This window comes from Streptomyces sp. NPDC088746 (assembly GCF_044751065.1).
GTDB lineage: Bacteria > Actinomycetota > Actinomycetes > Streptomycetales > Streptomycetaceae > Streptomyces.
Map to the genome: position 1 here is coordinate 102,871 of NZ_JBIVLA010000001.1, position 12,408 is coordinate 115,278.

The 12,408-nt window shown below is 70.2% G+C and carries 9 protein-coding genes and 1 pseudogene; 4 read left to right on the top strand and 6 right to left on the bottom strand.

The window, feature by feature from the left end; all coding sequences use genetic code 11:
- Window positions 1-118 precede the first annotated feature (118 nt).
- The 5 genes from ACIP63_RS00530 to ACIP63_RS00550 all read right to left on the bottom strand — a co-directional run bounded on the left by ACIP63_RS00530 (window position 119) and on the right by ACIP63_RS00550 (window position 5,810).
- Window positions 119-1,870, bottom strand: a complete 1,752-nt coding sequence (locus tag ACIP63_RS00530) for a CotH kinase family protein (RefSeq protein ID WP_401510084.1) — start codon at window positions 1,868-1,870, stop codon at window positions 119-121.
- Window positions 1,870-2,547 (bottom strand): DUF4956 domain-containing protein, encoded by a 678-nt coding sequence (locus tag ACIP63_RS00535; RefSeq protein ID WP_104790017.1) that lies wholly within the window; start codon window positions 2,545-2,547, stop codon window positions 1,870-1,872. The genes ACIP63_RS00530 and ACIP63_RS00535 overlap by 1 nt, the downstream gene beginning before the upstream one ends.
- On the bottom strand, window positions 2,544-3,383 hold the full coding sequence (locus ACIP63_RS00540) for a polyphosphate polymerase domain-containing protein (RefSeq protein WP_401512212.1): 840 nt from the start codon (window positions 3,381-3,383) through the stop codon (window positions 2,544-2,546). The genes ACIP63_RS00535 and ACIP63_RS00540 overlap by 4 nt, the downstream gene beginning before the upstream one ends.
- Before the next feature lie 295 nt (window positions 3,384-3,678).
- Window positions 3,679-4,293: a DUF1349 domain-containing protein gene (locus tag ACIP63_RS00545; RefSeq protein ID WP_401510086.1), complete on the bottom strand. Its 615-nt coding sequence runs from the start codon at window positions 4,291-4,293 to the stop codon at window positions 3,679-3,681.
- Window positions 4,290-5,810: an aldehyde dehydrogenase (NADP(+)) gene (locus ACIP63_RS00550; protein WP_401510088.1), complete on the bottom strand. Its 1,521-nt coding sequence runs from the start codon at window positions 5,808-5,810 to the stop codon at window positions 4,290-4,292. The genes ACIP63_RS00545 and ACIP63_RS00550 overlap by 4 nt, the downstream gene beginning before the upstream one ends.
- 154 nt (window positions 5,811-5,964) lie before the next feature.
- Between ACIP63_RS00550 and ACIP63_RS00555 the strand changes: the two genes are divergently transcribed.
- The 4 genes and pseudogenes from ACIP63_RS00555 to ACIP63_RS00570 all read left to right on the top strand — a co-directional run bounded on the left by ACIP63_RS00555 (window position 5,965) and on the right by ACIP63_RS00570 (window position 10,659).
- Window positions 5,965-6,735, top strand: coding sequence for an IclR family transcriptional regulator (locus ACIP63_RS00555; protein WP_033305764.1), 771 nt, complete (start codon window positions 5,965-5,967; stop codon window positions 6,733-6,735).
- 3 nt (window positions 6,736-6,738) lie between these two features.
- Window positions 6,739-6,957: pseudogene (locus ACIP63_RS00560) on the top strand (FAD-dependent monooxygenase); the annotation flags it as partial.
- Between the two features lie 92 nt (window positions 6,958-7,049).
- Window positions 7,050-8,501, top strand: coding sequence for a peptidoglycan D,D-transpeptidase FtsI family protein (locus ACIP63_RS00565; protein ID WP_401510090.1), 1,452 nt, complete (start codon window positions 7,050-7,052; stop codon window positions 8,499-8,501).
- 142 nt (window positions 8,502-8,643) lie between these two features.
- Window positions 8,644-10,659 carry an Ig-like domain repeat protein gene (locus ACIP63_RS00570; protein WP_401510092.1) on the top strand — a complete coding sequence of 672 codons (2,016 nt, stop codon included), beginning with the start codon at window positions 8,644-8,646 and terminating at the stop codon, window positions 10,657-10,659.
- A gap of 75 nt (window positions 10,660-10,734) precedes the next feature.
- Here the strand turns inward: ACIP63_RS00570 and ACIP63_RS00575 are convergent, their stop codons facing one another.
- On the bottom strand, window positions 10,735-12,234 hold the full coding sequence (locus ACIP63_RS00575) for an NCS2 family permease (RefSeq protein WP_401510094.1): 1,500 nt from the start codon (window positions 12,232-12,234) through the stop codon (window positions 10,735-10,737).
- Between the last annotated feature and the right edge of the window lie 174 nt (window positions 12,235-12,408).

Here is a 12,408-nt window from a genome sequence, read left to right on the forward strand (position 1 = left end):
CGGGGGGACCGGGGCTCGGGGGGTCTCCACCGTACGGAACGGGCGGGAGGACGCGGCTACGCGGGTGTACCGGCGCCCCGGACCGGATCGGGGGAATCCGGGTCCGGGGCGCCGGTGGTCAGCCGGTCACCTCCGTGTCCTTCGCCAGCGCCTCCGTGCGTGCGGTGACGGTCGTGCGCAGTGTGGCCACGGCCTTCTTCAGGTCCGCCGCGTCGACACCGGCCTTCTCGGCCTGGCCGGAGATGTCGTCCAGCGCGTCGAGCGCCGCGCCGGAGCCGAAGAACTTCTCGTACAGCTCGCTGTACGCCTTCTTGTAGACGCTGTCGAAGGCGTCGAGCTCCAGGAAGCGTTCCTTGAGGGTGTGGCCCCCCATGGAGCCGCCTGCCCCACCGGGGCCGCCTTCTCCGCCGCCGGGCACCCCGCCGCCCTCCGGCATCTCCATGCCCTCCGGCGGATCCATGCCCTCCGGCGGCTCCATGCCTTCCGGCAGTTCGGGCATGCCTTGCGGTTGCCCGTCCTCCTGGCCGCCCGTTCCCTGGCCGCCGGTGGCCTGCCCCTCGGCGCCCTGGCCGGTCTCCTCGCCGCCCGCGCCGCCGGGGCGGCCGCCGCCCATGCTCATCGAGTCGTCCGGTCCGGCCTCGGCGTCCCCGCTGAAGGTGAGGTTGTAGTCCCAGCCGAGGACGGAGAACTTCTTGGTGTCCAGGTCGTACCAGAGCAGGTAGTTCTTGCCCGGGCCGGCCATGTCGTCGAAGTTCATCAGCAGGTTCTGCGTGGCGACGTACTCGGCGAACGACTCGACGTCGACGTGCTCGTCGAGGTCTGCGGCGAACTCCTCGTCCGACGCCTCGTCCACCCATTTGATGAACTTCATGACGGGTGAGAGGTCCTGGCTTCCGACCTTGTTGAGCTGCCGGAACGACGTCTCGTAGTCGGAGGGGTCGTCGCCCTTGTAGGCGAAGGTGCCGCCCGCCCGCGCCTTGTACAGCACGCCGTTGCCGTCGACGGCCTCGGCGTACTCGGTGTCGGGGTTCTCCACCATGAGCCGGGTGACCTCCGGACCGTTGTTCACCGACACCGTGGTGAAGCCGTAACGCTCGGCCGTCTGCCCGCTCCCGTCCGTCAGCGACAGCGCCAGGGCTTCGTTCAGCGGCACCTGCTCGTCGGTTCCCGGACGCAGCGAGATCTCCCGCTCGCCCTGGTAGGCGCGGCCCTCGACGTACTCGTCGATCTCGATGAGCAGGGGGAGTTCCTCGGGTCTGTCGGCGGAGAGGTCGTACTGCGTCATCCCTCCCCCGCCGCCGCCCGCACGCTCTTCGGCTCCGGCACCGCCTGCGGCACCCGCGGCGCCAGGACCGCCGCCGTTCGCAGCCTGGCCGCGGTCCTGGCCCCCGCCGCCCTGTTGCTGCTGCGGGGCGCCCTGCCCGGCTCCGGCGGGCATCCGGCCGCCACCGGCTCCGCCCTGGTTGCCGCGCAGGGACATCAGGGTGGAGTTCCCTTTCAGGCGGATCCCCACGTCCTGGAGGAAGACCCCGTCGATGGTGAGGTCGGCCTTGATGGAGTCCTTGGTCCCGTCGTCCTCGAACTCCTTGATCATCTTCTCGAAGTCGGTCTGCTTGTACTGCAGCTGGATCGCGTGCTCGACCGTGGTGTCGTAGAGGCCGACCGTGCCCTTGACGTTCTCGGTGATCGTGTCGGCCTCGACGCGGGACGAGGAGGTGACGTACGGGGAGACGCGGGCGTCCCCGAAGGCGTACACCATGACGGCGAGTCCCAGGCACAGCGCCCCGGCCGGCTTCCAGTGGTGCCGCAGCCGCACCGGCAGGCGGTCCTTGAGCCGCCGCCGGCGGACCGGCTCCGTGCCGCCGCTCATCACAGGTCGGTGGTGTCGTAACCGGTCAGCACCGTCACCCGCTGCCCGGAGGTGCGCTCCTGCAAGGCCGTGACGAGGTCGCCGGGCTCCGTGCCCTTCTTCATCCGCACGGTGTAGAACACCTCGTTCAGGGCTCCCCCGCGGATCGTCTCCGTGCTCACCAGCTCGAACTCACTGGTGTACTTGATCAGCACGTCGCGGATGGCGGGCGTGTAGTCCTCGCCGGCCGGGACCTGGACCTTGACGACCTGGCGCTGGACGTTCAGGGCGAACCAGTTGAACTTGAACATCACGAGGATCACGACGCAGATCACGACGGCGCCGACGGCGGCCAGCGTGTAGAAGCGGGCGCCGCAGGCCATGCCGATGGCCATCGCCAGGAAGATGAAGCCGACGTCCCTCGTCTCCTTCACCGCGTTCCTGAACCGGACCACGGACAACGCGCCGACCAGGGAGAACGCCCGTGCCAGGTTCGAGCCGACCACCAGCATGATCAGGGCGACGATCATGCCGACGATGACCAGCGTCTGGACGTACGACTGGCTGTAGGAGACGTTGCGGTGGGTGTACCGGTAGGTGTAGCCGATCACCGTGCTCAGGACGAACGACAGCGCCATGGCGGCGACCACGTCGGCGACGCTGAACGTCCCGCTGAGTTCCTGCAGATCGAAGTTCACTGTGCTCCTGCTTTCACCGGCGCGTGCGGCGCCGCCGGCTGCCCCAGTGGCAGCCGGGTGTGGGGGGTGGGAGGCGGACAGTCCGCCTCGTCGACGTGGAAGACCGACCTGGGCGCCAGGCCGAACGCCTCGATGGACTGCACGTACTTGCTGATCCGCACCAGGTTCAGATTCCGGCGCGCGGCCAGGTCGGTGATCCAGTGCGGTGTGCGCTCGTTGACCTTGATCTCCATCACCGTCATGTGGGGCGGGATGGTGAATCGGTTCTCCGGCGTGGCGGTCCCGAAGTGGAAGTCGCGGTCCCGGCCCCGGACCCGCCGGTCGAAGGTGACCCGCAGCCCCGTGTCGGAGGCGCGGCCGACCAGCGCCTCGCGTTGGTATCCGGTGATCGCCGTCGGCCGGAGGTTCAGCCGGATGACGAGGTCGAGCACCTCCTGGATGAAGGGGCTCTCCCCGGTCGAGTGCTCCACCATCTCCCGGGCGTCGCACAGCCTCCTGGCGGCGGCGTACGGGAGGGTGATGCGCCGCTTCTGCGTCACCCGGTTCACGCGCTGCTTGATCTCCACGCACACCGGCGACTCCTCGGTGACCCCGTCGAGGTCGCCGTAGTGCCGGATCCGCAGCTTGCGGCGGAACTTCAGGCCTTCGATCTTCTCCCAGTAGAACCGCAGCTCGGGGCTGTCGTAGTACAGGCTCCAGACCCCGTAGCCGCCCACCGGACTGTTGAGGTCCCGGTCCATCCGCTCGCCGAGCTCCTCCCGGATCTCGACGGCCTCTTCGACGGGGACGAGGTACTTCAGCTCGAACCGGTTGAACGCGTGCAGTCTGCTCGCCACGTGCAGCGGCTGGTCACCCTCGGGGGCCGGGGCATCGCCGTCCCGGGACCCACGGGGTGCGGCCATGTCGGGTCGCGACACCATGCGCCTCCTTGCGTCTACGTGCCGGACCGGGCCGGCACGGACACGCAATCAAGGCCGCATGAGGAAGCCGTGAGAAACGCGGGTTGATTGCAGGAGGATTCCGGGTGACGCGCAGGTGAACACCAGGCGCCGCCCGGAGGGCCCGGCTCCACGCACGGAGGGCCCGGAATCCTCTCGGATCCGGGCCCCCGGTGGGTGTACGTGTGCGCGGTCAGCTGCCGTCGCGCAGGTCGCCGGGGCCGGTGGGCCGGAAGGCGATGCGGTCGAACGTCACCGTGCAGCCGTCGCCGGTGGGTGACTGGGCGAGGAAGCCGATACGGGCGGCGGCCCGCTCCTCCTCCGTTCCGAGGGTGAACACCCGGACGAAGGTCCACCGTTCACCGTCCGCCGAGGCGTGGAAGGCGAAGGCGTCGCCGATACGGCTGATCCGCAGCCAGCAGCTGTCCCCCTCCACGACCGCGGAGTTCACGTCGTCCGAGTGACCGCGGGTGACCACCGTGCAGATCGTCGGGCGCTCCGGGGAGAGCTCCAGGCAGAGCTTGGCCCACTCCCGCTCCCCGACGTGGAGGTAGAGCACCCCCGCGTCGAAGGCGGCGGCGAAGCCGACCCGCACCCGGGCGATCAGCTGGAAGTCACCCTCCGGCGCCGGGCCCAGCAGGCGCGGCGCGTCGGAGGCGGGCTCCAGGGAGTCGCCGCCGGGCGGGACGAAACAGTCCTGCTTCGCCCCGGCCGAACCGGTCAGCACGCCTTCCTCGTACGTCCATCCGCCGTCGGGCCCGGAGGGCTCCAGGACGAAGGGGAGCTCGGGGAGCTGTACGGCCGTCATGCGCGGCGCCCGTCGACCCGGCGCGGCAGGTTCTGCGGGTTGTCCTCGCGGAGCTCCGGCGGCAGGAGCGCCTCGGGCGTGGACTGGTAGCTGACCGGGCGCAGCCAGCGCTCGATCGCGGTGGCGCCGACCGAGGTGGAGGTGGAGGTGGTGGCCGGGTAGGGCCCGCCGTGGTGCTGGGCGGGGGCGACGGCGACACCGGTCGGCCAGCCGTTGACCAGGACACGTCCGGCCACCGGGGTGAGCTCCGCCAGCAGTCCGGCGGCACTGCCGTCGGCCTCCTCCGTGGCGATCTGGAGGGTGGCGGTGAGGTTGCCCGGGAGGCGCGACAGCACGGCGGTGATCTCGTCCGTGGAGTCGTAGCGCGCCACGACGGTGACCGGGCCGAAGCACTCCTCCAGGAGCGCGTCGTGCGGCCCCTCCTGGGTCAGCCGCCGCGCCGGCACGGTGAGGAAGCCGGCGGAGACCGTGTGCTCGCCGCCCGCGCCCGGGGTGACCGGGGCGTCCACGTCCGGCAGCGCGGCCCGCTCGGCCACTCCGTGGACGAAGGCGTCGCGCATCCGGTGGTCGAGCATGACCCCGGCGCCCGTACCGCTCACCGTCTCGGTCAGCGACTTCAGCAGCTGGTCGCCCGCCTCCCCGGACGGGGCGAACACGAAACCGGGCTTGGTGCAGAACTGTCCGGCGCCCATGGTCATCGAGCCGCCGAGGCCGGCACCGATCTGCTCCCCGCGCTCGGCGGCGGCCGCCTCGGTGACGACGACGGGGTTGAGCGAACCGAGCTCACCGTGGAAGGGGATCGGGGCGGGGCGGGCGGCCGCCGCGTCGAACAGGGCGCGGCCGCCGCGGATCGAGCCGGTGAACCCGGCGGCGGAGACGAGCGGGTGCTTCACCAGCTCGACACCCGCCTCGAAGCCGTGGACCACGGTCAGGACGTCTTCGGGCAGCCCGTGCTGCGCCGCGGCCCTGCGCAGGAGCGAGGCGCAGATCTCGGAGGTGGCGGGGTGGTCGGGGTGCGCCTTGACGACGACCGGGCAGCCCGCGGCGAGCGCGCTCGCGGTGTCGCCGCCGGGGACGGAGAAGGCGAGCGGGAAGTTGCTGGCCGCGTAGACGGCGACGACGCCGAGCGGGATCTTGTAGCGGCGCAGGTCCGGCCACGGCGGGGTGCGGCTGCCGTCCTCGTGGTCGATGTGGATGTCGAGGTACGCCCCCTCGTCGACGACCTCCGCGAAGGCCCGCAGCTGGGCCGCCGTGCGGGCCAGCTCGCCGGTCAGCCGGGCGGGGCCGAGCGCGGTCTCCGCGTCGGCCGCCTCGATGACGTGTTCCTGGGCCTCGGCGAGGAGGTCGGCCGCGGTGCGGAGGAACGCGGCGCGCACGGTGCGGTCCGCCAGCGCTCCGCGAACGGCGTGCGCCGCCCGGACCGCGCGGTCGACCTCCTCCGCTGTAGCCTCCACCGCAACCTGCTCGCGCGGGTTCCCCGTTCGGGGGTCGACGCTCCAGACTGGTGCTGCTGCCACCGTATTTCCTTCCGTTCCACTGCCACACAGGAGAGGTTGTTCGGTATTCTGAACAGCGTTCCTGAACGTGAATACACAGGAACTCTATTTCCGGGCGTTCCGTGTTGGCAAGAAGTCGCAGGGTCGTACAAGAAGGCTGGAAGGGACATAAGGCATGTCGGTTGGCGAGTCCGGTGGGGCACAGGTCAAGTCCGCTGTACGGACGGTGGAACTCCTCGAATACTTCGCGGGGCGCCCCGGTATGCACTCGCTGGCCGCGGTGCAGGAAGCGGTCGGCTACCCCAAGTCCAGCCTCTACATGCTGCTGCGGACACTGGTGGAGCTCGGCTGGGTGGAGACCGACGCCACGGGCACGCGGTACGGGATCGGCGTGCGCGCCCTGCTCGTCGGCACCTCGTACATCGACGGCGACGAGGTCGTCGCGGCCGCCCGCCCCACGCTGGACCGGCTCTCCGACGACACCACGGAGACCATCCACCTGGCCCGGCTGGACGGGACGAACGTGGTGTACCTCGCCACCCGGCAGTCGCAGCACTACCTGCGGCCCTTCACCCGGGTCGGCCGCCGGCTGCCCGCGCACTCCACCTCGCTGGGCAAGGCGCTGCTGGCGACCCACAGCGACGAGCAGGTCCGCAAGATGCTGCCCGAGACGCTGCCGGCGCTGACGGAGCACACCCTCACCGACCGCGAGAAGCTGATCGAGGAGCTGCACCTCATCCGCGAGCAGGGTTACGCGGTGGACCGCGAGGAGAACACCCTGGGGCTGCGCTGCTTCGGCGTCGCGATCCCGTACCGCACTCCGGCGCGCGACGCGATCAGCTGCTCGGTGCCGGTCGCCCGGCTCACGCCGGCGCACGAGCAGATGGTGAAGGACGCCCTGTTCGACGCCCGCGACCGGCTCACCCTCGCGACCCGCAGGCTCTGACGGAACGGCGAAGACGCCAACCTGGCCATGCTCGACGGAGCCGAGCTCGGCAAGGCCCTCGCCGCACACCCCGACGACGTCGAGGCAGCGCTCACCACATACGAACAGGCCATGTTCCCCCGCGGCGCCGCGGCCGCCGCCGATGGGGACCACCTCCACGAGCTCCTCTTCGGCGACGCCGCACCACACACTCTGATCAGCATGTTCGCCGGAGCCGAGTAGCGCCCGGCCGATCCGGTCCGGCGCCTGAGAAACCGGTGAGAAGGAACACGAACGGGAACGCCCCCGGTGCCCCCGTTCGTCCCTCCAGCGGGATGAACAAGACGATCAGGCGCGCTTCGGTCTTCTGTCTGCTCATGGTCCTCGCCCTGCTGGTGCGGGCGACCTGGGTGCAGGCGTACGAGGCACGGGCGCTCGCAGACGACGAACACAACCGGCGGAACACCATCGCGCAGTACGCGCAGCCGCTCGGCGACATCATCGTGGCCGGATCCCCGGTCACCGGTTCGAAGGAGACGGACGGCGACGACCTCCGCTACAAACGCACCTACACCCAGGGCGAGCTGTACGCGGCGGTCACCGGCTACAGCTCGCAGGCCTACGGCGCCACCCAGCTGGAAGGCATCTACAGCGATGTCCTCGACGGCACGGACGACCGGCTGAAGAATCCCACCGATCTGCTCACCGGTGAGCAGACGTCCCCGGGCGACGTGGTCACGACCATCGATCCGGACGTGCAGAAGGCCGCCTTCGAGGCGCTCGGCGACGACCGGGGCGCGGCGGTCGCGATGGACCCCGCGACCGGGCGGATCCTGGGGATGGTCTCCTCCCCGTCGTACGACCCCTCCGACATCAGCGGGACGAACGACGGCGACGCCTGGCAGCAGCTGCTCGACGACAAGACCAAGCCGCTGGTCAACCGGGCGCTGCGGCAGCCTCTGCCGCCCGGTTCGACGTTCAAGCTGGTGGTGGCCTCGGCGGCGCTGGAGAACGGCCTGTACGGCTCGGTCGACGAGCCCACGGACAGCCCCGACCCGTACACCCTGCCGAACACGAGCACGGTCCTGTCCAACGAGAACCCCTCGGCCCCCTGCGAGAACGCCACCCTGCGCACCGCCCTCCAGTACTCCTGCAACAACGTCTTCGCGAAGGTCGCGGCCGATCTCGGCCAGGACAAGCTGAAGGCGATGGCGGACGCCTTCGGATTCGACACCGAGAAGCTGGACGTGCCGGTGCGGGCGTCGCAGAGCGTGTACCCGACCGGGATGGACAAGGCGCAGACCGCGCTGACCGGCATCGGCCAGTTCGAGGTGACCGCGACCCCGATGCAGATGGCCATGGTCTCGGCCGCCCTCTCCAACGGCGGCGAGCTGGCCTCGCCGCACATGGTCGCGAAGGTGACCGACGCCGACGGCTCCACGCTCCAGGACTATCCGGACGGCGACACCGAGCGGGTCGTGAAGGAGTCGACGGCCGAGCAGTTGCGCAGCGCGATGGTCACCGTCGTGGAGAAGGGGACCGGCAGTAACGCGAAGATCGACGGCGCGGAGGTGGGCGGCAAGACGGGAACCGCGCAGAACGGCGTGGACAACAGCAACACCCCGTACGCCTGGTTCACGTCGTACGCCAAGGACGCGTCCACCGGCAAGCAGGTCGCGGTCGCGGTGGTCGTCGAGGACTCCGGGGCGGCCCGTTCGGAGGTCAGCGGCAACGGCCTGGCGGCGCCGATCGCGCAGAAGATGATGAAGGCGGCCCTGAAGGGGTGATCCGTACCGCCCCGCCGACGTGAAGAAATGACGCACACCGCCCCCGACGCCCTGACCGGCTGCCCGACTGTCACAGGCGTCGCATACGCTGCGATCCAACGGGGGCACTCACACAGTTTCTTCACCCTGGGGGGTACGGATCATGGTGCGAAGACAGAAGCACAGACGCACGGTCACCACCGCGACCGCGCTCGCGGTCCTTTTCAGCTCGGCGGCGCTGAGCGTCACGGCGGCGGGTCCCGCCGCGGCGGCCGACACCTCGAAGGTCCTCTCCCTGAAGTCCGCGGGAGACGTCCTGGTGGACGGCGTCCACCAGCGGGTCTACATATCGGACCCGACGGCCGGCAGGATCGTCGTCACCGACTACGCGGCGACGGTCGTCGCCACGCTCACCGGCCTGTCCGGTGTGAACGGCCTGGAGCTCTCGGCCGACTCGGGCCTGGTGTACGCCGCCGTCACCGGCGGCAGCCGGATCATCGCGGTCGACACGCAGACGTACGCGCAGAGCGCGAGCTACGCCCTCGGGGGCCTCGACGGGGTCAGCACGCTCGCACAGGCCGGCGGCAGGCTGTGGTTCGGGTACAAGGAGGAGCACACCGGCGGCATCGGCTCGCTGGACCTGTCCGGCCCCGAACCCGTCGTCCAGCTCTCCCAGCAGAGCTCGCAGACCCACAACGGCACCGTGGCCCCGGAGTTCGGCTCCGACCCGGCCGCCCCCGGCGTGCTGGCCGTCGGCGTGCGGGAGAGTGACGTCGTCGGCATCTACGACGTGTCGGACTCCGGGCTGACGCTGCGCGTCAGCAAGTCGGTGGCGGGAAACCTCCGGGAGCTGGACATCACCCCTGACGGCAAGGAAGTCATCACCGCGAGCGGCGCGCCGTACGTGCACCCGGCGTTCTCCACCGCCGACCTCTCGCCGGTCGTGACCTACCAGTCGTCCGACTACCCCAACGCCGTGGACGTCGCCCCGGGCGGCGAGGTCGCGGGTGGCACCTTCTCCTGGTACGGGCCGGACGTCCACGTCTTCTCGCACGGCGACCCGAACACGGTCCGGACCTTCGAGTTCCCCAACACGGGCAGCTCCTCCGGCGGGGACACCCTCGTGCCGGGCGCCCTGGCCTGGGCGCCGGACGGCAGCCGGATCTTCGCGGTGTCGGAGAACAGCCAGGGCGTGTTCTCCCTGCGTGTCCTGGGCGACCCCGCGAAGTCGCTCCCGGCGATCACCGTGAGCGCGCCCTCCAGCGCGGCGCGCGCCAAGGCCCTGACGGTCACGGGCCGGATCACCGCGAGCGTGGCGGTCCCCGCGGGGACTCCCCTGTCGGTGACGCGCACCGACCTCGAGTCACCCAAGGGCAAGGCGCTGCCGGCCGTCGTCACCAAGGCGGGCGGCACGTTCTCCTTCTCCGACACCCCGCCGGCCGGCGGGAAGGTGACGTACAAGGTCTCCTACGCGGGCGACGCCACGCATTCGCCGGCGAGCGGCTCCGACACCGTCGCGGTCTCACGGAGCGCGGTCACCCTCACCCTGAACAACAACAAGAAGGTGTTCTCCTACGGGAAGCCGGTCGCCTTCACCGCCGCCCTCGGCAAGACGTACAAGAACCGCACGGTGAAGATCTACGCGGACCGGGCCGGGGACGGCAAGGGCAAGTACCTGATCAAGTCGGGCACGGTGAACAGCACGGGCAAGCTCACCGGCACCCTGAACATGTTCCGGGACTCCTCCGTCTACGCCGTGTACGACGGCGACGCACGGACCGCGGCGAAGACCGTGACCGTGTGGGCGGGAGGCCAGGCCAAGGTCGGCACGTCCATCTCCCGGCACTACAAGACGAAGAAGATCGGCTCGACGACGTACTCCTACGTCCACAAGACGTCGCAGCCGTACTTCAACACCACGATGAACCCCTACCCGGGCCGCAAGCAGCGCCTGGACATCCAGATGTACTACCAGGGCGCCTGGCGCAGTGGCGGCTCGGAGTACTTCAAGCTGGACTCGGCCGGCAGGTCGGTCGTCAACCTCGGGAAGCCGGGGTCGGCTTCCGTCGGCTACAAGTTCCGGTTCCGGTCGGCGTACGTCAAGGGCGCCGGCTACTCCGGTGACGGCGTGAACTCGACGGTCTACGGCTCGTGGAAGTACATGTACGTCACCAACTGACGTCGTACCCCGTACGACAGCGCCGGCCTTCGAGCCCCGGACCGGGTCCCGAAGGCCGGCGCGCGGCCTGCCGGGCTACCTCACCCCGAGCAGCTGCTCGACCGGGTCGATCGCGAAGTACAGCGCGAACAGGGCCGCGGTGCCCCACAGCAGCCAGTGGACCTCCCTGGCCCTGCCGAGGACGGCCTTGATCACGACGTAGGACACGAAGCCCGCGCCGATGCCGTTGGTGATCGAGTAGGTGAACGGCATCACGGCGATCGTGAGGAAGGCCGGGATGGCGATCTCGTACTTCTCCCAGTCGATGTGCCGTACCTGTGCCATCAGCATGAAGCCGACCGCGACCAGCGCGGGCGCCGCCGCCTGGGCGGGGACGATCGTGGCGAGCGGCGTGAGGAACAGCGCCACGGCGAAGAGGGCGCCGGTGACCAGGGAGGCGAAGCCGGTACGGGCGCCCTCGCCGACGCCCGCCGCCGACTCGACGTAGGACGTGGCGGAGGACGCGGAGGCCGCGCCGCCCGCGACGGCGGCCGCACCGTCGATGAGCAGGACGCGGCCCAGATTCGGCACCCTGCCGTCCCGGTCGAGGAGCCCGGCCTCGTGGGAGACGCCCACGACGGTGCCCATCGTGTCGAAGAAGTCGCTCAGCAGCAGGGTGAAGACCAGCAGCACGATGGTGATCACACCGACCTGCTGGAACGCGCCGAAGAGGCTGAAGGAGCCGATCAGCCCGAAGTCCGGCGCCGCGACCAGGTCGTCGGGGACGGCGGGGACGGTCAGGCCCCATGCGGTGGGGGCGATGTCGGCGATGCCGTTGATGATCACCGCCACCGCGGTCGTCACGACGATGCTGATGAGGATGGCGCCCTTCACCCGGCGGGCGAGCAGCGCGACGGTGAGCAGCACGCCGACGCAGAAGACCAGGACCGGCCAGCCGGAGAGGTGCCCGGTGGCTCCGAGCTGGACGGGGACGGAACCGGTTTCACCCGGGATGCGGGAGACGAACCCGGCGTCGACGAAGCCGATGAACGCGATGAAGAGCCCGATGCCCACGCTGATGGCCTGTTTGAGGGACGGCGGGATCGCATGCATGATCGCCTCGCGGAGCCCGGTGACCACGAGGACGCAGATCAGCAGACCCTCGATCACGATGAGGCCCATCGCGTCGGGCCAGCTCATCAGCGGCGCGAGCTGGAAGGCGGCGACGGCGTTGAGGCCGAGGCCCGCGGCGAGGGCGAGCGGAAGATTGCCTCCGAGCCCCATGACGACGGTCATCACGGCGGCCACCAGGGCGGTGGCGGTGACGAGTTGGGGCCCGGAGAGGTGGTTGCCGAACTTGTCCTCGGCCGAGCCGAGGATGATCGGGTTGAGCACCAGGATGTAGGCCATCGTGAAGAAGGTGGCGAAGCCGCCGCGTATCTCACGCCCGAAGTCGGAGCCCCGGGCGCTGATGGAGAAGAAGCGGTCCACCGCGCCCCGGCGGCCGGCCGCGGGGGCCCTCGCTTCCGGGGGCGCGGGCACCGTGGCGTCCTCGGTCTTGTCCACGGGCGTGGTGGGATCAGATGTGTCCGGCATGCACTCCTCCTTGTGTACGGTTCACGCGGCGGTCAGCCGGATTGTTCACCGGTCATGGGCACTTCAGGTTTTCCCTGTGTTACGTCTCGCGTGGCGCGCACCCGTGCCGCTCTGATCCGCGGGCGGTTCTCCGGTGGAGAAGAAGTGGACCAGGGGCTTCAGGTTTTCGCCGTG